Origin of the sequence: Geomonas subterranea, assembly GCF_019063845.1 — a bacterium.
Taxonomy (GTDB): domain Bacteria; phylum Desulfobacterota; class Desulfuromonadia; order Geobacterales; family Geobacteraceae; genus Geomonas; species Geomonas subterranea.
Window position 1 is genome coordinate 4,606,964 of sequence record NZ_CP077683.1, and the last position, 16,209, is coordinate 4,623,172.

At 63.7% G+C, this 16,209-nt stretch carries 15 protein-coding genes; 9 read left to right on the forward strand and 6 right to left on the reverse strand.

The window, feature by feature from the left end:
• Positions 1-137: 137 nt before the first annotated feature.
• The 3 genes from lnt to aroC all read left to right on the forward strand — a co-directional run bounded on the left by lnt (position 138) and on the right by aroC (position 5,024).
• Positions 138-1,688, forward strand: coding sequence for an apolipoprotein N-acyltransferase (gene lnt, locus KP001_RS20075; RefSeq protein WP_217287288.1), 1,551 nt, complete (start codon positions 138-140; stop codon positions 1,686-1,688).
• A gap of 110 nt (positions 1,689-1,798) precedes the next feature.
• Positions 1,799-3,925, forward strand: coding sequence for a glycogen debranching protein GlgX (gene glgX / locus KP001_RS20080; RefSeq protein ID WP_239027839.1), 2,127 nt, complete (start codon positions 1,799-1,801; stop codon positions 3,923-3,925).
• A 16-nt stretch (positions 3,926-3,941) separates the two neighbouring features.
• On the forward strand, positions 3,942-5,024 hold the full coding sequence (gene aroC, locus KP001_RS20085) for a chorismate synthase (RefSeq protein ID WP_217287290.1): 1,083 nt from the start codon (positions 3,942-3,944) through the stop codon (positions 5,022-5,024).
• Position 5,025: 1 nt separating this feature from the next.
• On the opposite strand, the gene KP001_RS20090 is transcribed toward aroC, so the two are convergent.
• Positions 5,026-5,460 carry a surface-adhesin E family protein gene (locus KP001_RS20090; RefSeq protein ID WP_217287291.1) on the reverse strand — a complete coding sequence of 145 codons (435 nt, stop codon included), beginning with the start codon at positions 5,458-5,460 and terminating at the stop codon, positions 5,026-5,028.
• Positions 5,461-5,462: 2 nt separating this feature from the next.
• The gene (locus KP001_RS20095; RefSeq protein WP_217287292.1) at positions 5,463-5,912 is read right to left on the reverse strand and encodes a DUF1857 family protein; all 450 of its coding nucleotides are present in this window, start codon (positions 5,910-5,912) and stop codon (positions 5,463-5,465) included.
• A 147-nt stretch (positions 5,913-6,059) separates the two neighbouring features.
• Here KP001_RS20095 and KP001_RS20100 point away from each other — a divergent pair, with 147 nt between their 5' ends.
• Together KP001_RS20100 and KP001_RS20105 are read left to right on the forward strand one after the other, a co-directional pair.
• A complete protein-coding gene (locus KP001_RS20100; protein WP_239027840.1) occupies positions 6,060-6,296 on the forward strand; it encodes a DUF1440 domain-containing protein in 237 nt (78 codons plus the stop codon).
• Positions 6,297-6,351: 55 nt separating this feature from the next.
• Entirely contained in the window at positions 6,352-7,221 is an 870-nt protein-coding gene (locus tag KP001_RS20105) for a sterol desaturase family protein (protein ID WP_217287293.1), read from the forward strand.
• 77 nt (positions 7,222-7,298) lie between these two features.
• On the opposite strand, the gene KP001_RS20110 is transcribed toward KP001_RS20105, so the two are convergent.
• The 3 genes from KP001_RS20110 to KP001_RS20120 form a co-directional block, all read right to left on the reverse strand.
• Entirely contained in the window at positions 7,299-7,484 is a 186-nt protein-coding gene (locus KP001_RS20110; RefSeq protein WP_217287294.1) for a hypothetical protein, read from the reverse strand.
• Positions 7,485-7,730: 246 nt separating this feature from the next.
• Positions 7,731-8,243 (reverse strand): M48 metallopeptidase family protein, encoded by a 513-nt coding sequence (locus tag KP001_RS20115; RefSeq protein WP_217287295.1) that lies wholly within the window; start codon positions 8,241-8,243, stop codon positions 7,731-7,733.
• 89 nt (positions 8,244-8,332) lie between these two features.
• Positions 8,333-9,640 (reverse strand): 4Fe-4S dicluster domain-containing protein, encoded by a 1,308-nt coding sequence (locus tag KP001_RS20120; RefSeq protein ID WP_217287296.1) that lies wholly within the window; start codon positions 9,638-9,640, stop codon positions 8,333-8,335.
• Positions 9,641-9,911: 271 nt separating this feature from the next.
• Between KP001_RS20120 and bioF the strand changes: the two genes are divergently transcribed.
• The 3 genes from bioF (at position 9,912) to bioC (ending at position 12,882) form a co-directional block, all read left to right on the forward strand.
• Positions 9,912-11,081: an 8-amino-7-oxononanoate synthase gene (gene bioF / locus KP001_RS20125; protein WP_217287297.1), complete on the forward strand. Its 1,170-nt coding sequence runs from the start codon at positions 9,912-9,914 to the stop codon at positions 11,079-11,081.
• Positions 11,082-11,215: 134 nt separating this feature from the next.
• The gene (locus KP001_RS20130; RefSeq protein ID WP_217287298.1) at positions 11,216-11,995 is read left to right on the forward strand and encodes an alpha/beta fold hydrolase; all 780 of its coding nucleotides are present in this window, start codon (positions 11,216-11,218) and stop codon (positions 11,993-11,995) included.
• Between the two features lie 77 nt (positions 11,996-12,072).
• Positions 12,073-12,882 carry a malonyl-ACP O-methyltransferase BioC gene (gene bioC / locus KP001_RS20135; RefSeq protein ID WP_217287299.1) on the forward strand — a complete coding sequence of 270 codons (810 nt, stop codon included), beginning with the start codon at positions 12,073-12,075 and terminating at the stop codon, positions 12,880-12,882.
• 82 nt (positions 12,883-12,964) lie between these two features.
• Here the strand turns inward: bioC and ettA are convergent, their stop codons facing one another.
• Positions 12,965-14,650, reverse strand: coding sequence for an energy-dependent translational throttle protein EttA (gene ettA, locus KP001_RS20140; protein ID WP_217287300.1), 1,686 nt, complete (start codon positions 14,648-14,650; stop codon positions 12,965-12,967).
• A 172-nt stretch (positions 14,651-14,822) separates the two neighbouring features.
• On the opposite strand from ettA, the gene KP001_RS20145 reads away from it, so the two are divergent.
• Positions 14,823-16,148: an RCC1 domain-containing protein gene (locus tag KP001_RS20145; RefSeq protein WP_217287301.1), complete on the forward strand. Its 1,326-nt coding sequence runs from the start codon at positions 14,823-14,825 to the stop codon at positions 16,146-16,148.
• Positions 16,149-16,209 lie beyond the last annotated feature (61 nt).

The window sequence follows — 16,209 nt, forward strand, 5'->3', positions numbered from 1 at the left end:
AAGTGGGGGCGCCTTCCCGGGCGCCCTTTCATTTGGGCGACGGTTACGCCCGTCCCGTGCGTTCCAGTCAGTTTGTGATTATTAACCGGTTGTGCTATCGTGCCACCCTGCAGTTATCCAGAACCAGAGGTTCATCCTTGACCGATTCCAAAGACTTCAAGTTCCTGTTGCCGTGGGGGGGCGCCATTGCGAGCGGAATCCTCATGTTCGTGGGCTATGCCGGCTTCGACCAGTTCTACCTGGAGTGGTTCTTCCTGCTCCCCCTGCTTTGGGCGCTGCGGGGGCAGCGTCCAAAGCGCGCCTTTATCCTTGGATGGCTGGCCGGAATCGTCGGACACGGTGGCGGCTTCTACTGGATCATCCAGATGTTCCAGCAGTTCGCCGGCGCCCCCTGGATCGCCGGCGTCTTCGGCCTGTTGCTGCTTGCCGCCGCCAACGGCATCGTGCTGGCGGTCTGGGCCTGGGGGACCACGCTTGTGACGCGCGACCGGCAGTGGCAGGTGCTCTGGGCCGCGCCGGTGATCTGGACCGCCATGGAGAAGCTCTGGCCCGAGGTCTTCCCCAACTACCTGGGGGCGAGCCAGTACCGCATCTCGCACCTCACCCAGATCGCCGACTTCGCCGGCATCCTCGGAGTGTCGTTCCTGGTGATCTACATCAACGCCACCCTCTACTGGGCGACGGTTTGCTGGCGCGAGCAAAGGACCATGGCATGGCGCGCAATCGCCGCGCTCGCTGTGACGCTTCTGCTGGTAACAGGGTACGGGGAACTGCGCATCAGGGAGGTGGAACGCAAGGTCGCTTCGGCGCAAAGGCTCACGGTCGGCCTGGTTCAGACCAACAGGGGCGCGGCGGACAACCACCTGGCCGTGGATCTCATGCAGAAGGAACACCGCGACCTGTCCCGGGAGCTGGTGGCGGTGCAAAAGCCGGACCTGGTGGTCTGGCCCGAGGGGGTGTTGAGCGTGAGCCTCGCCTCCCGCGAGGGGAGCCTCCCCACCTGGGCGCTGGGTGATCTGCAAACTCCGCTGCTCTTTGGAGCCTGCCTGCAGATCAAGGAGGAGGGGGAAACCCGCTTTTGCAACAGCGCCCTTTTGGCCGACGGCTCGGGACGCATCCTGGGGAACTACGACAAGACGGTGCTGGTTCCCTTCGGGGAGTACATCCCCTTCGGGGACATCTTCCCGCAGCTCTACGCGTGGTCACCGTACAGCGCCAAGTTCTTTTCCGGCAGAAGCACGCAGCCCCTCAAACTGGGGAGCCACCTGTTGTCGGTGAGCATCTGTTACGAGGACATTTTCCCCACCCACATCAGGAAGCTGATGCGCGGCGGGGGCGAAGGGCGCAAAGCCGATGTCATGTTCAACCTGACCAACGACTCCTGGTACGGCAATTCGGTCGAGCCGGTGGAGCACCTGGCTCTGGCCAGCTTTCGTTCCATCGAGAACCGTCGCTCCCTGGTGCGGGTCACCAACACCGGCATCTCTGCCTTCGTCGATCCCGTGGGGCGCATCGTGAGCCGCACCGGGGTGTGGACCCGGGAGGTCCTGGTGGACCGGGTGCCGCTTCTGGATGGGGGGACGCTGTACGGGGCGGCTGGCGACTGGATCGGCTGGCTCTGCGCTGCCATCTCGCTCTTCGTGATCGCCCGTTCGACTCTGTCTAAAAAAGCACGCGCTTCAGTTTGACTGAAAAACCTGATGGTTTATAGTCTCACAGGGTAAAAAGCGAACTGACAGCATCACCCTCACAGAGTGCGCCCTCAGGCTGTGTGATCGGTCCTAAGGAAACGATGGCGATGACGACTGGAAGAACAGGCAGGAAAAACGGTGAACTTCCCAAGGGAAATACCTCGCCCCTGGGCGCCACCGTGACCCGCGGCGGGGTGAACTTCAGCGTCTTCGCCAGGGATTGCACGGGGGTGGAGCTGCTCCTCTTCGATCGCGCCGGCGACGCCACCCCCTCCCGCGTCATCGCCCTGGACCCCACGCGCAACCGCACCTACCACTACTGGCACATCTTCGTCCCCGGTATCGGCGCCGGCCAGCTTTACGGCTACCGCGTCGCCGGCCCCTTCGAGCCGCAGCGGGGGCGACGGTTCGACCCGGGCAAGGTGCTCATCGATCCCTACGGCCGCGCCGTGGCCGTCCCCGAAGGATACCGCCGCGGCGATGCCTGCCTCCCCGGCGACAACGCGGCGAGCGCCATGAAGAGCGTCGTCGCCGACCCGCGCGGCTACGACTGGGAAGGGGACCTCCCGCTCAAGCGCCCCTACTCGAAGACGGTCATTTACGAGATGCACGTGGCCGGCTTCACCAAGCATCCCTCCTCAGGCGTCGCCGAGGAAAAGCGCGGCACCTACGCCGGCCTGGTGGAGAAGATCCCCTACCTGAAGGACCTGGGCGTCACCGCCGTGGAACTCCTCCCGGTATTCCAGTTCGACCCGCTCGACGCTCCCCTGGGGCTGCGCAACTTCTGGGGGTACAGCCCCGTCTCCTTCTTCGCGCCCCATGCCGCTTTCAGTTCCAAGCAGGGGCCGCTAGGGCCGCTGGACGAGTTCCGGGACATGGTCAAGGCGCTGCACAAGGCCGGCATCGAGGTGATCCTCGACGTGGTCTACAACCACACCTCCGAGGGGGATCACAACGGCCCCACCTTCTGTTTCCGCGGCTTCGCCAACGACGTCTACTACTCGCTCCACGCCGACGGCAGCTACATCAACCACACCGGCTGCGGCAACACCCTGAACGCCAACCACCACGTGGTGCGCCGGCTGATCATCGACTCCCTGCACTACTGGGTAAAGGAGATGCACGTCGACGGTTTCCGCTTCGACCTCGCCTCGATCCTCTCCCGCGACGGACAGGGACGGCCGCTCAAGAACCCTCCCATTCTCTGGGACATCGAGTCCGACCCCGCCCTGGCCGGGATCAAGCTGATCGCCGAGGCGTGGGACGCCGGCGGGCTGTACCAGGTGGGGAGCTTCATCGGCGACAGCTGGAAGGAGTGGAACGGCGAGTTCCGCGACGACGTGCGCCGCTTCCTGAAGGGGGACGAAGGGGTCGTGTCGCGCTTCGCGGCGAGGATGCTGGCGAGTCCGGACATCTACGGCCACCAGGAGCGCGAGCCCGAGCAGAGCATCAACTTCGTCACCTGCCACGACGGCTTCACCTTGAATGACCTGGTTTCCTACAACGACAAGCACAACGAGGCCAATGGCGAAAATAACCGGGACGGCTCCGACACCAACCTGAGCTGGAACTGCGGCGTCGAGGGGGCGACGGGCGACGTCGGGATCGAGGCGCTGCGCAACCGCCAGGTGAAGAACTTCATGGCGGTCACCCTGCTCGCGCTGGGGACACCGATGATCCTGATGGGTGACGAGATGCGCCGCACGCAGCGCGGCAACAACAACGCCTACTGCCAGGATAACGAACTGGGGTGGTTCGACTGGGACAGGCTCGCGCTCCACCAGGATGTCTACCGCTTCACCAAAGAGCTGATCAGGGCGCGGCTGTGGCAAAGCGACACCCCGGCGGAGACGCTGACGCTCAACCAGCTCCTCGGGCAGGCGCGACTGGAGTGGCACGGCGTGCACCTCGGCAGCCCGGACTGGAGCTACCAGTCCCACAGCATCGCCCTCACCGTCTGGAGCGCGTCGAAACACCTCGTGTTCCATTACATGGTCAACGCCTACTGGGAGCCGCTCAGCTTCACGCTCCCCCCGCCGAGAAGGCTTCCCGGCGGCGCCTGGCACCGCTGGATCGACACGTCGCTTGAGTCCCCGGAAGATATCACCCCGTGGGAGGTGATGCCGGTGGTCGCCTGCGACAGCTACCGCCTGCCGCCGCGCAGCCTCGTGGTGCTGGTGGCCAGGCGGAGCCCGAGAAATTCCTCACGGCCGGCTGCCCCGGCCACCCCGTGAGGGGAAGGAGCTGAATATGTCCTCCGTGTTTGGGACCCTCTTCAGAGTTTCCACCTTCGGCGAGAGCCACTGCCCCGCGGTCGGCGCCATCGTGGACGGAGCGCCGGCGGGGATGCGCCTCTCCGAGTCCGACATCCAGCCGCAACTGGACCGCCGCCGTCCCGGCCAGAGCGAATTGAGCACCCCGCGCGAGGAGGAGGACCTCGTCACCATCCTCTCCGGCGTGGAGGGGGACGTAACCCTTGGCACTCCCATCGGGCTCATGGTGCATAACCGCGACCAGCGCCCCGGCGACTACCAGGAGATGTCCCAGGTCCCCCGCCCTTCGCACGCGGACTACACCTACCAAGTGAAATACGGGGTGCGGGCGTCCAGCGGGGGCGGGCGATCCTCCGCCCGGGAGACCATCGCCCGGGTGGCGGCCGGCGCCATCGCGGAAAAATTCCTGGCGCAGCGCTATGGCATCGAGATCGTGGCCTGGGTGGATGGCGTGGGGGCGCTTGAGGCGGGTGCCGTCGACCTGGAACGGGTCTCCCGTCAGCAGGTGGACCGGCACCCGGTCCGCTGCGGCAATCCGGCCATGAGCCAGGCCATGGCCGACCTGATCGCGCAGGTGAGGAGCCGGGACGATTCCGTCGGAGGGACGGTCTGCTGCGTCTGCCGCAACCTCCCCGCCGGGCTGGGAGAACCGGTCTTCGACAAACTCGAGGCCCTGTTGGCCCATGCCATGCTCTCCATTCCCGCGAGCAAGGGGTTCGAGATAGGCTCCGGCTTCAGCGGCAGCCGCATGCTCGGAAGCGCCCACAACGATCCGTTCGTGGCCAAGGGGGGGCGGCTGGGGACGGCGACCAATTACTCGGGAGGCGTCCAGGGTGGGATTTCCAACGGGGAGCCGGTCTACTTCCGCGTCGCCTTCAAGCCGCCGGCGACGGTTGCCCTGCCGCAGAAAACGGCGCGCTTCGACGGCAGCGATGCGGTCCTGGAGGCGAAGGGGCGCCACGACCCGTGCATCGTGCCCCGGGCGGTGCCGGTGGTCGAGTCGATGGCGGCGCTGGTATTGATGGATCTATTGCTGCGGCAGGAGTACCGCACGCGGTAGGCTAGTGCGGGCAGGCCTGCTGCAGGACCAGCCCCATGCGCGTGTCCGGCGGCAGGTATTCCCACTGTGTCGCTGCATCAAGGTCGCTGGACTTCAGCAGCCCGCCCCCTTTGTCGAAGTGGCTGGCCGCCAGGAGGTGCCCCTCCCGTTCCACGCAGTTGATCTCATAGCTGTAAAGCGTTTCGTACAGGGCAGCAGGCGACTGCAGTCCCTTCAGGATCTTGGCCGCCTCCTTCTTCCCCTGGTCACTGTAGACCACCCTCGTTCTTACCTGAATTACCCCTTCACGCACCCGGTTGATGCCGCTTCTGTCCACAAAGAAGCTGGAATCCCGGTTCTCATCGAGGAGATACCAGTCGGCGGGTGCGCAGCAGGCTTGCGCTGTCCAGAGCAGGCTGATCGCGCACAGCGTCAGGTGGAACGTGTTCCAGCGCATACTCACCCCCTCGAATCCACTTCTTCAGCCCGCAGCTTCACCTTCTGCATCTCCGTCTCCAGGTCCGTGAGGATCTCCTCTTCCCCCCTCACCACGCCCTGCACCTTCAGCGATTTGCGCAGCAGGTCGAGGTCGTACTCCAGGTAGAGCGGGGCTACCGGGCTCTGTCGCGCCGATTTGACGATCTTTCTCACGATGAAGCCTGTGAACTGTGGGTGCTCAAGCAGCTCATGGCGAAGTTCGCCGTCGTAGGGACGCGCCACCACCCTCTCCCTGACCGTCTCGCCGTGCAGGGTCATCTCGGAGATGAATACGTCCCGGGATTCCTCGGTGACGCGCGCGTCCGCGACCCCCAGCATGTACCGGTCGGGGTGCTGCATCCTGTCCATGAGCATGTCCCAGAGCGTCTTGTGCTCGCAATGTACCACCACTTGCAGGGTGCGGACCAGCATGGGAGCCTCCTGATTTCGTTGCGCTGCTGTCTGGAAAGGCAGACCAATTATAAAACGCTCTGTTACGCGGTCAAGCTGCCGGGGCTCGCTGGCGGCCGCTATTTCCGGGGAGCCGGGCGAATTGACAGCAGAACCGCGGGGACTACAATGTGGGAATTGTCCGGGCCGGCAGTAAAAATCAAACAAGCCCTTACCCGTTGGGGCGGGCTTCCCTTCGCACTCCCCTTTTTCTGCGCCTGTGACGGTTTCATTGCGCCCCTCTTCGGGGTCTCGCCCGGCCTGCGTCGCATTCCGTGGCAGCCGAGCGCGAAGGAGCTTGGGAACCACGCCGTCTGGACCGCCGCCGCCGAGCTGGTGCACCGGGCGGCCGGTGGGAGGGGTTGAACGTTGACGGCTGGATTCCTGCAGAGGGGAGACGGCGTGAAAGGGGAGTGAAACCATGTACCGTCGAAGAGATCACATGAGGGGGGAACTCCCCACCTGGCTGAACGCGACGCTCATCGTCGGCACCTTCGCCGTCGTCGCGGTCATGGAACTCAGACGCCCGCTTAGAACGGACAAGGACGACAAGCTGAGACGCAACGCGCGCAATGCCGCTTTCTCCGCCTTGGCCGCCGCGACCGTCGCCGTCGCCGAGAAGCCGGTGGTGGGGCCGCTCGCCCTGCGGGTGCAGTCAAAACAGCTGGGACTTCTCAAGCTTTTCGGTCTCCCCCCCTGGGCGGAGCTGGCGCTCTCCTTGCTGCTCCTCGACTATACGCTCTTCATCTGGCACGTCCTGACCCACAAGATCCCGCTACTGTGGCGCTTCCACAAGCCGCACCACGCCGACCTCGACCTCGACGCCAGTACCGCGCTCCGCTTCCACTTCGGCGAACTGCTCCTTTCGGTCCCATGGCGGGCGGCCCAGGTTCGGCTGATCGGGGTGTCCCCCCTCGGGCTTGCCCTTTGGCAGACACTCAGCCTGGTGGCGATCATGTTTCACCACAGTAACATGAGGCTGCCTCACCGCATCGAGCGCCGCCTCTGCCGTTTGGTCGTCACGCCGCGCATGCACGGCATCCACCATTCGGTCGTGCGGGAGGAAACCGACTCCAACTGGTCCACCATCTTTTCCTGGCCCGACTACCTGCATGGCACCATCCGGCTCAACGTCCTGCAGGATGGGGTCACCATCGGCGTTCCCGGGTTCCAGGATCCGCAGCAGGTGACCATCGGCAAGGCGCTTCTGATGCCTTTCGGGCCGCAGGTCGAGGTGGAAGGGCCCACGCGCGAGCGGCTGCCGGTACCGCGAACCGTCCTTGCCGTCTAGACTGCCTTTTTTCGAAGCTAAAGAGGCCCGCCGGGATTTCCTGGCGGGCCTCTTCATTTCAGAGATGTGGTGTGGATTTACGCGAGCGGCCCCCGGGGCGGGTCCTTCGGGCGGGTATGGACCACCCCGGTCAGGATGCCGATCCCCAGCAGGATGATGCAGGCGATCGCAATCTTGAACATGGCCACCCCAGCGCTGACCAGGGCCCAGGCGATACCGGCGATGACCAAAATGAACCCAATGATGTAGAGCGCGAATGACATGGACTCCTCCTTGGGTCGTGGCGGTGGGAGGGGGACGACCTGGTTGGTGTGCTTTAATTTTTTCGGCAGAGTAAATGCTAGCGGGAGCCTTTGAGTTGTCAATGGCGGGGGGAGAGCCGATTGATCGGCGGAGCAGCGAGGCGGAGGAGGATCAGAACCTGGTTGCGCCCGCTACGCGGGGCGTGCGCCGGTTGGGGAGGAGCGCCCGCCCGTTCCAGGCGCAGCGGATCGAAAGTTGGGGAGGGATCAACCTTCCTGGTAGAGCGGACCGGAAGTTTCGAGGTGGGTCAGGTACAGCCTGGCGTCGAACTCGAGCTGGTGATAGGAGGGCTCCATGTATTCACAGAGCTGGTAGAACGCCTTGTTGTGCTCCTTCTCCTTGAGGTGGGCCAGCTCGTGCACCACGATCATGCGCAGGAACTCGACCGGGGCGGTCCTGAACACGGTGGCGATCCTGATTTCGTGCTTCGCGGTGAGCTTGGCCCCCTGCACGCGCGATACGAAGGAGTGCAGGCCGAGGGCGTGGTTGATGACGCTGATCTTCGGGTCGTAGCTCACCTTGCTGAGCGGCTGGGATTTGCGCAGGTATTCGTTCTTGAGAGCGATGGTGAAATCGTAGAGCGCCCGGTCTGTTCTGACCTGGTGCGGGGTAGGGTACTTGGCCAGCAACACGCCCCCCAGTTCGTTGTTCGCCAGGAGACGCTCCACCTTCGAGGTGACTTGTTCGGAATATCCTGCCAGGTATTTCAATCCGCGCATTGCTTTTTCTTCCCGGGATGGTGTGTGCGACCGGGCATGAAGGTAGCACATCGTCCCGGGAAGTGCAAACGGTGCCGCAGCGAGATCGGTCAGAGCCGCAACGGCATCCTGCTGGCGCGCTCGGCCAGCCGCTGCATGAGAGCGCCGAGATAGCGGGATCCCAGTTCACTCGCCGCCAGCTTCTGCTTCACCGCCGGAAGCCTGAGGATCGCCCCCACGATGGCGGCCATGGCACGGTGGTTGAACATGGCGCGGTTGTCCCAGATCAGGTGCTGCAGCTTGCCGCGTTCCAGCGCCATCAGCACCAGCCGGTGCACGTTGTCGACGGGGGTCACCACCCGCTCCGCCTTGGGGACAAGGGAGAGGGCACTGGTGCGGCAGACCCTCACGCAGACGCCGCAGCCAAGGCAGCGTTCGCGGTCCTGCACGCACCTGCGCTGCCAGGGATGCTGCGGGTCGTTTGCCGACACCAGCCGCATCGCTTCTGCGGGACAGGCATCGATGCAGCGGCCGCAACCGATGCACCGTTCCGGCCTGAGCTCCGCGATGTAGTTGGTGCTGCTCACCGGCTGAAGGTTGCAGAACTTGCGGGCCCGAACCAGCGTCTCGCAGCAGCAGCTGCAGCAGTTACAGATGGAGGTGACGCCAGACTGCGCGTTGTCCGCCACCTGGATCAGGTTCTGCTCCCGGCTTTGCTGCAGGAGCTCGAGGCATCGCTGGGTGTCCGTCTCCCGGGCATGGCCGTGCCGGATCAGGGAGTCGGCCAGGTCGTCGAAGACCATGCAGGTTTCCAAGGGGGCGGAGCAGCCCCTGCCGACGTGACGCATCTTTTGGCGGCAGCTGCAGGTGCCGACGCCAATGCGCCTGGCCCCCCGCACCACCTCGGTGGCACGCTCGTAGTTGAACAGCCGTGCCAGGTTGGAGGAGGGCACCTGGTCCTCGTCGACCATGATTCTGGTGCTGGGGGTGCTGGTACCGGTGTAAAGGTCGCGGATGTACTCCTCTTCCTGGTTCAGGTACTGGTCGAGCAGCCGGCTCAGGGCGGGCTGGTCCACGTCCTTTCTGACCCGCATCAGCACGAAGTCGAGAAACCCCGCCATGGGGGGGGGCAGGACGTAAAGCTTCTCCCCTTCCTGCTCGGTGTCCAGCAGCAAGCCCCGCTCCGCCAGCCCTTCCAGGGTGCGGTACGCCTCGACCTCCCTCACCCCCCAGGCGTGGGCCGCCCGTGCCGCAGAGAACGGGTGCATGGGAAGCTGTCCCACGAGTTTTGCCTCCTGTTCGGTGAAGAGCAGGGCGAGGATCTTGGCGAACAGTTCGGAGGGAGGAGCTCCCTGGGGGAACCTTTCCAGGCGCTCCATCAACGAGCTGTATCCGTTGCGGTTTTGGAGATGCGACATGAGGGCTCTCCTGATGGTCGTGTGCGGCACGCGTATCGGCTACGAGGATTTACGTTAAAAAACTTTAAGAGTATATCCCTGTTCGAGGGGGGCGCAATTCCGGCCCAGGGGACTGCTTAGGGAGTGCCGGCCTCAAATTTACTTTGCAGATCAATTGTATGCGCAAATGGCTATATAAATGTCAACCGCAGATGGTTGCCAGGTTGACGAATGGGGGCGCCTGTGCTAATAACAAGGCTCCATTGTTTAGCTGGCATGGAAAGGAGAAACTGTGCAGACATTCGCGGAAGAACTGGATCAGTTGCGCTCCGAAGGGCTGTACCGCAGCATGAGGGTTATCAAGGGGGCGCAGGGAAGTCACGTCGACCTGGACGGTAAGAGAGTGCTCCTGCTGTGCTCCAACAACTACCTCGGGCTGGCGGATCATGCCGCGCTGCGCAGGGCCGCGGTCATGGGGGTCGCCTTCGGGGTCGGAAGCGGCGCATCACGCCTCGTTTCGGGCACCATGGACCTGCACGAGGAGCTGGAGCGTCGCATCGCCCGGTTCAAGGGGACCGAAAGGGCGCTGGTCTTCAACTCCGGTTACGCCGCCAATACCGGGATCATTTCCGCACTGGTCGGGCGCGGCGATACCATCTTCTCCGACAAGCTGAACCACGCGAGCATCGTGGACGGCGCCCTGCTGTCGCGGGCGAATGTCCACCGTTACCCGCATCGCGACATGGCGGCCCTGGAGCGGCTGCTGCGCGAAAAGCCAGGCACCGGGCGGCGCCTCATCGTCACGGACGGGGTGTTCAGTATGGACGGCGACCTCGCTCCGTTAAGGAAGATGGTGCAATTAGCCAGGGAGTACGATGCCCTGCTCATGGTCGACGATGCCCACGGCACCGGCGTCCTGGGGGCGACCGGACGCGGCACCGCAGAACTTTTAGGGGTTATGGACGGCGTGGACATCCATATGGGGACGCTGGGGAAGGGGCTGGGGAGTTTCGGCGCCTACGCGGCGGCCTCGGAAACCATCTGCGACTACCTGGTGAACAGGGCGCGCAGCTTCATCTTTTCCACTTCGCTCCCCCCGGCAGTTTTGGCCCCCTCGATAGCGGCTCTGGACCTGGTGGATTCCCGCGAGGGGAAGGAGCTGAGGGACAGGCTGGCGGCGAATGTCGCGCTCTTCAAGAAGAGCCTGGCGGGTGCCGGCTTCGACACCATGGGGAGCGAAACGCAGATCGTCCCGATCTTCGTGGGGCCGGCCGAGACCACCATGCAGTTCAGCAAGGAGCTGTTGGAGCAGGGGATCTTCGTGCAGGGGATCAGGCCCCCGACCGTCCCTGCCGGGAGCTGCCGTCTGCGTTGCACCATCATGGCGACCCACGACCCCGCCGATCTTGAAGCCGCCGCCCACACCATCGCCCGGATGGGGAAAAAACTCGGGGTAATTTAAACCGGAAGCCCGAACAGAGAGGGCACAGGGAAAAGCCGGAGCGGAACACAGAGGAAAAACCTTTTTGTGATTTTTTCTCTGTGTTCTCTATGGACCTCTGAGATCTCTGCGTAGAGCTTTTGATTGGGACTCTTATGACGCTGCATTTTCAGGAAACAGGTGCGGGCAGGCCGGTGGTTTTCGTTCACGGCTGGGCCATGTCCGGGAGGGCCTGGCGTTTCCAGCAGGAACTCGGTGACGCGGGGCGCCTCATCTTTTTGGACCTGCGCGGGCACGGTCACTCGCCCCCCGCCGGTTCCTACACCATAGAGGATTACGCCTCCGACCTCGCCGGCTTCTTCGAAGAACTGGCGTTGCGGGACGCGGTCCTCGTGGGGTGGTCAATGGGGGTGCAGGTGGCGCTTCAGGCCTTCCCGGCGCTGCGGACGCGTCTGGCCGGGATGGTGCTGGTGGGCGGCAACGCCAGGTACTCGAGCTGTGACGATTACCCGCACGGTAAGGCGCCGGTCGAGGTGAAGGGAATGGGGCTGCGCCTTCGGCGCGACCACCAGAAAACCATGGGCGATTTCTTCAAGGGAATGTTCGCTGAAGGGGAGTTGGACCACACGCTCTACCAGCGCATCGTGCACGAGATCGTGATGGGGGGGCGCTCTGCCGACCGCGAGGCCGTCATGCAGTCGCTGAACATCCTTTCCACGGCGGACCTGCGGGAGCAACTGCCGCAGGTGGACCGGCCGGTGCTGGTCATCCACGGCGAACAGGATACCGTTTGCACCGCCGCAGCCTCGACATACTTGGCGCAGCACCTCCCGATGGCGCGGCTGGAGATTTTTGAGGGATGTGGCCACGCGCCTTTCATGAGCAGGCCGGAGCGCTTCAACGAGGTGGTCCGCGAGTTCATCGCAGGGCTTTAACTTTAGTACTCGGGGCAAGGGCATCCTTTCCCCCTCCCTAGCCTCCCCCTCCGGGGGAGGGGATTCAGAAGGTATCGATGGCGGCAGAGATAGACAGAGACAAGGTGCGGGCGTCGTTCCACCGGCAGGCGACGGATTACGACCGGCACGCGGTGGTCCAGGGGCGGGTGGTGGAGAAGCTGCTCGTGTTGCTGCAGGCGGAAGGCGTGAGTCCGGCTCGTCTGCTGGACATCGGTGCGGGGACCGGGAGGCTATTGGCGCGGCTAACCGAGCTGTACCCCGACGCGGATACCGTTGGCGTGGATCTTGCGCCTGGCATGTGCGAGACCGCAGCCAGAAATCTCGCGGGCAGGCGCGTTCGCATGTTGAACGCCGACGCCGAGTCGCTCCCCTTCGATGCGGAGAGCTTCGACGTGGTCGTTTCCACCTCGACCTATCAGTGGCTTGCTACGCTGGACCAGGCATTCGACGAGGCGCAACGCGTGCTGGCGCCCGGCGGGGTCTTCTGCTTCGCCCTTTTCGGTGAGCGCACCCTGTTCGAATTGAGGGAGTCCTACCGCGCCGTGCTGGATGGCGGTGCCGACCGCACGCACAGCTTTTTTTCCTGTAATGAGGTGTCGGCCGCTTTGGAGCGCGCCGGGTTTGATAACGCCAGGGTCAGCTCGGAGCTGGAGGTGGAACTCCACCCGGACGTGCCGGAGTTGCTGCGCTCTTTGAAGCGGATAGGGGCCGGCAGCACGGCGCCCGCCAGCCGCAGGGGGCTTTCGGAGCGGCGGATGATGCTGGAGATGATGGAGAGCTACCGCAGGCGGTTCGGCCGCGAGGACGGCGTGCCGGCCACGTACGACGTGGTCTACGGCGTGGCGAGGAAGGCGGAGGGCGAATAATTATTCGCCCCTACAGGTGCACACAAAAAGGGGGAGCTGCCGTAATGGTCGCCCCCCTTGTCGTTGAACGCTCGTTTTTCGCCTACGCCCTGGTGAGCTGGCGGTACCGGATGCGGTGCGGCTGGTCCGCGGCGGTCCCCAGGCGGGCGTGGCGGTCTTCCTCGTACTCGGAGTAGTTCCCCTCGAACCAGACCACCTTGCTGTCACCCTCGAAGGCGAGGATGTGGGTGGCGATTCTGTCCAGGAACCAGCGGTCGTGGGAGATGACCACGGCGCAGCCTGCGAAGTTCTCCAGCGCTTCCTCAAGAGCACGCATGGTGTTGACGTCGAGATCGTTGGTCGGCTCGTCCAGCAGGATCACGTTGCCGCCTTCCTTGAGCATCTTGGCGAGATGCACGCGGTTGCGCTCACCGCCGGAAAGCATGCCGACCTTCTTCTGCTGGTCGGCGCCGGAGAAGTTGAAACGGGCCACGTAGGCGCGGGAGTTGACCAGCTGCTTGCCGAGCTGGAGCTGCTCCTGCCCCTCCGAGATCACTTCCCAGATCGTCTTGTCCGGATCGAGCGCGTCCCTGCTCTGGTCCACGTAGGCGAGCTTCACGGTCTCGCCGGTCTTGAAGCTGCCGGAATCCGGCTTCTCCTCGCCGGTGATCATGCGGAAGAGGGTGGTCTTGCCCGCGCCGTTGGGGCCGATCACGCCGACGATGCCGCCCGGCGGGAGCCTGAACTCCATCCCTTCGATGAGGAGCTTGTCGCCGTACCCCTTGCTGACGTTCTCCGCCTCGACCACCACTCCGCCCAGACGCGGCCCCGGCGGAATGAATATCTCGAGGTCCTTCGCGCGCTGCTCGCTCTCGGTGTTGAGAAGGTCCTCGTAGGAATTGATGCGCGCCTTACCCTTGGCGTGACGCCCCTTGGGGGACATCCTGATCCACTCCAGTTCGCGCTTCAAGGTCTTCTGGCGCTCGCTCTCGCTCTTCTCCTCCTGGGCGAGGCGCTTCTCCTTCTGCTCCAGCCAGGAGGAGTAGTTCCCCTGCCACGGGATCCCCTGGCCGCGGTCCAGCTCCAGTATCCAGCCGGCCACGTTGTCCAGGAAGTAGCGGTCGTGGGTCACTGCGATGACGGTGCCGGCGTAGCGCTGCAGGTGCTGCTCCAGCCAGGCGACGCTCTCGGCGTCAAGGTGGTTGGTCGGCTCGTCCAAAAGCAGGATGTCCGGCTTTTGCAGCAGCAGGCGGCACAGGGCCACGCGGCGCTTCTCGCCGCCGGAGAGGTTGGCGACGTTGGTATCGGCGGGGGGGCAGCGCAGCGCGTCCATGGCGAGCTCGAGGCGGCTGTCCAGGTCCCACGCGTCCAGGTGGTCCAGCTTCTCCTGCACCTTGGCCTGGCGGTCGCAGAGTTTCTCCATCTCGGCGTCGGTCATCTCCTCGCCGAACTTCATGTTTATCTCGTTGAACTCGTTGACCAGGTCGACCACTTCCTGCACGCCTTCCTCGACGCACTGGCGCACGGTCTTGCTGGGGTCGAGGGTCGGCTCCTGCTCCAGGAACCCGACCGTGTGCCCCGGGGTGAGGATGGTCTTGCCGTTGAACTCCTTGTCCACGCCGGCCAGTATCTTCAGAAGGGAGCTCTTGCCGGAGCCGTTCAGACCGAGCACGCCGATCTTGGCGCCGTAGAAGTAGGAGAGGTAGATGTCCTTCAGCACCGGTTTCTTATCGTAAAACTTGCTCACACCGATCATCGAGTAGATGACCTTGTTCGGCTCGATCGCCATGCCTGCCTCCGTATTGTTTTTATTGAACTTTGTCCCGTTTTGTAAAGTCGCCATTATTACATGCAACTACCGCGACGTGTCAACTGCCATAACCGGGGAGTCCGTCCTTGACATTCCCCTTTATGTATAGTTAAATCCGCCGGATCGAATTAACGAGCAAGGGGTCTCTCATATGCAAACTCGCAGGCGTTGCAGGCTTTTTATCTGCGCCGGGCTTCTTACTGCCGCACTCTCCGGTTGCGGCGGTTCCTCCTCCAACGAACACATCCCCTCCACGGTCTCCATTTTCTACGAGCACAGCGTCCTGTTGAAGAACGGCTCCACCTACACCATGGGGTACAACGGTTTCGGCCAGTTGGGGGATGGGACCCTCACCCAGCGGGAGATCGCGGTTCCGGTGCCGGGAATGGAGCAGATGCTGCAAGCCACCGCGGGCAATGCGCACACCATGGTTACCAACGGAAGCGACCTGTATTCGTGGGGCTACAACCTCTACGGGCAGTTGGGCAACAAGGACGCCTCGACCACCTACCCCGATTCCTATAAAAGCTCCCCGGTCAAGGTGACCTTTGATCCTGCGGTTGCCGCGGTTACCGATATCGCCGCAGGCGGGTACCACTCCCTCGCCATCGCCGACGGCAAGCTCTATGCCTGGGGTTACAATTTCTACCGCCAGCTCGGCAACAGCCTGGGCACCAATTCCAAGGTTCCCCTCCAGATCACCACCGGCCACGAAGGCGAGGACCTCACCGCGCTGGCCCCCAAGAAGGTGGCTGCGGGCGGCCTGTTCTCCATGGCGCTTTTCGGCAACGGCGACGTTTACGTCTGGGGGAACAACAGGAATATCACCAAGTCGGACCGCATCAACGAGCTCGTTTCCTTCAGCACCTACTCGTCCGTCTGCTCCAGCCCCAAGAAGGTGATCTTCCCAGGCACGGACAAGATAGAGCAGATAGCCGCCCTCGCCAGCGCCGGGCTCGCGCTCCAGGTACAGCGGGACGGATCAGGGAAAACCACTAAACAGATTCTGTGGGGGTGGGGACACAACGATCGGGGCGAGTTGGGCCCGAACATCGAAATAGGAAAGAGCAGCACAACGCCGGTGCAGGTATGGAGTGTCGATGTCGCCGATGACTTGTCCGTCGAGATCAAGAAGATAGTGACCGGGACCAACCACATCCTGCTGCTCATGGGGTCGCGTGGGAGCCTGCAGAACGACGGCAACTGGTATGTCAACGCCATCGGCCTCAACTCCGCCGGCCAGCTGGGCAACGGCACCACCACCAGCAGCTCGGAAATGATCCGCACCCTGAACTCCGTCGGCGCTCCGATGGCCGACGTTTCAGACATCGCCGCCTTCGGCAAGACCTCTTTCGCCTTGGTCGCCGGCGCCTGGTACGGCTGGGGCAACAACACCATGGGGCAGCTCGGCAACACGGTCGACACCAAGACGGGAATCCCCTTCTTCAAGACGCCGGTCACGGTCAAGTTCAAGTAGCACAATTGTCAGAAGGGATACGGCTTTAGCCTTGTGTCACAGGGCGAAGCCGTACCCCCTT

What these genes read in the sequence shown, in the direction of transcription:
- glgX (WP_239027839.1), top strand. Translation starts at nt 1,799, where the DNA reads ATGACGACTGGAAGAACAGGCAGGAAAAACGGTGAACTTCCCAAGGGA.
- ettA (WP_217287300.1), bottom strand. Translation starts at nt 14,650, where the DNA reads ATGGCGATCGAGCCGAACAAGGTCATCTACTCGATGATCGGTGTGAGC.
- bioC (WP_217287299.1), top strand. Translation starts at nt 12,073, where the DNA reads ATGGCGGCAGAGATAGACAGAGACAAGGTGCGGGCGTCGTTCCACCGG.
- KP001_RS20100 (WP_239027840.1), top strand. Translation starts at nt 6,060, where the DNA reads ATGTGGGAATTGTCCGGGCCGGCAGTAAAAATCAAACAAGCCCTTACC.
- KP001_RS20115 (WP_217287295.1), bottom strand. Translation starts at nt 8,243, where the DNA reads ATGCGCGGATTGAAATACCTGGCAGGATATTCCGAACAAGTCACCTCG.
- KP001_RS20120 (WP_217287296.1), bottom strand. Translation starts at nt 9,640, where the DNA reads ATGTCGCATCTCCAAAACCGCAACGGATACAGCTCGTTGATGGAGCGC.
- KP001_RS20130 (WP_217287298.1), top strand. Translation starts at nt 11,216, where the DNA reads ATGACGCTGCATTTTCAGGAAACAGGTGCGGGCAGGCCGGTGGTTTTC.
- KP001_RS20090 (WP_217287291.1), bottom strand. Translation starts at nt 5,460, where the DNA reads ATGCGCTGGAACACGTTCCACCTGACGCTGTGCGCGATCAGCCTGCTC.
- aroC (WP_217287290.1), top strand. Translation starts at nt 3,942, where the DNA reads ATGTCCTCCGTGTTTGGGACCCTCTTCAGAGTTTCCACCTTCGGCGAG.
- KP001_RS20145 (WP_217287301.1), top strand. Translation starts at nt 14,823, where the DNA reads ATGCAAACTCGCAGGCGTTGCAGGCTTTTTATCTGCGCCGGGCTTCTT.
- KP001_RS20110 (WP_217287294.1), bottom strand. Translation starts at nt 7,484, where the DNA reads ATGTCATTCGCGCTCTACATCATTGGGTTCATTTTGGTCATCGCCGGT.
- KP001_RS20095 (WP_217287292.1), bottom strand. Translation starts at nt 5,912, where the DNA reads ATGCTGGTCCGCACCCTGCAAGTGGTGGTACATTGCGAGCACAAGACG.
- KP001_RS20105 (WP_217287293.1), top strand. Translation starts at nt 6,352, where the DNA reads ATGTACCGTCGAAGAGATCACATGAGGGGGGAACTCCCCACCTGGCTG.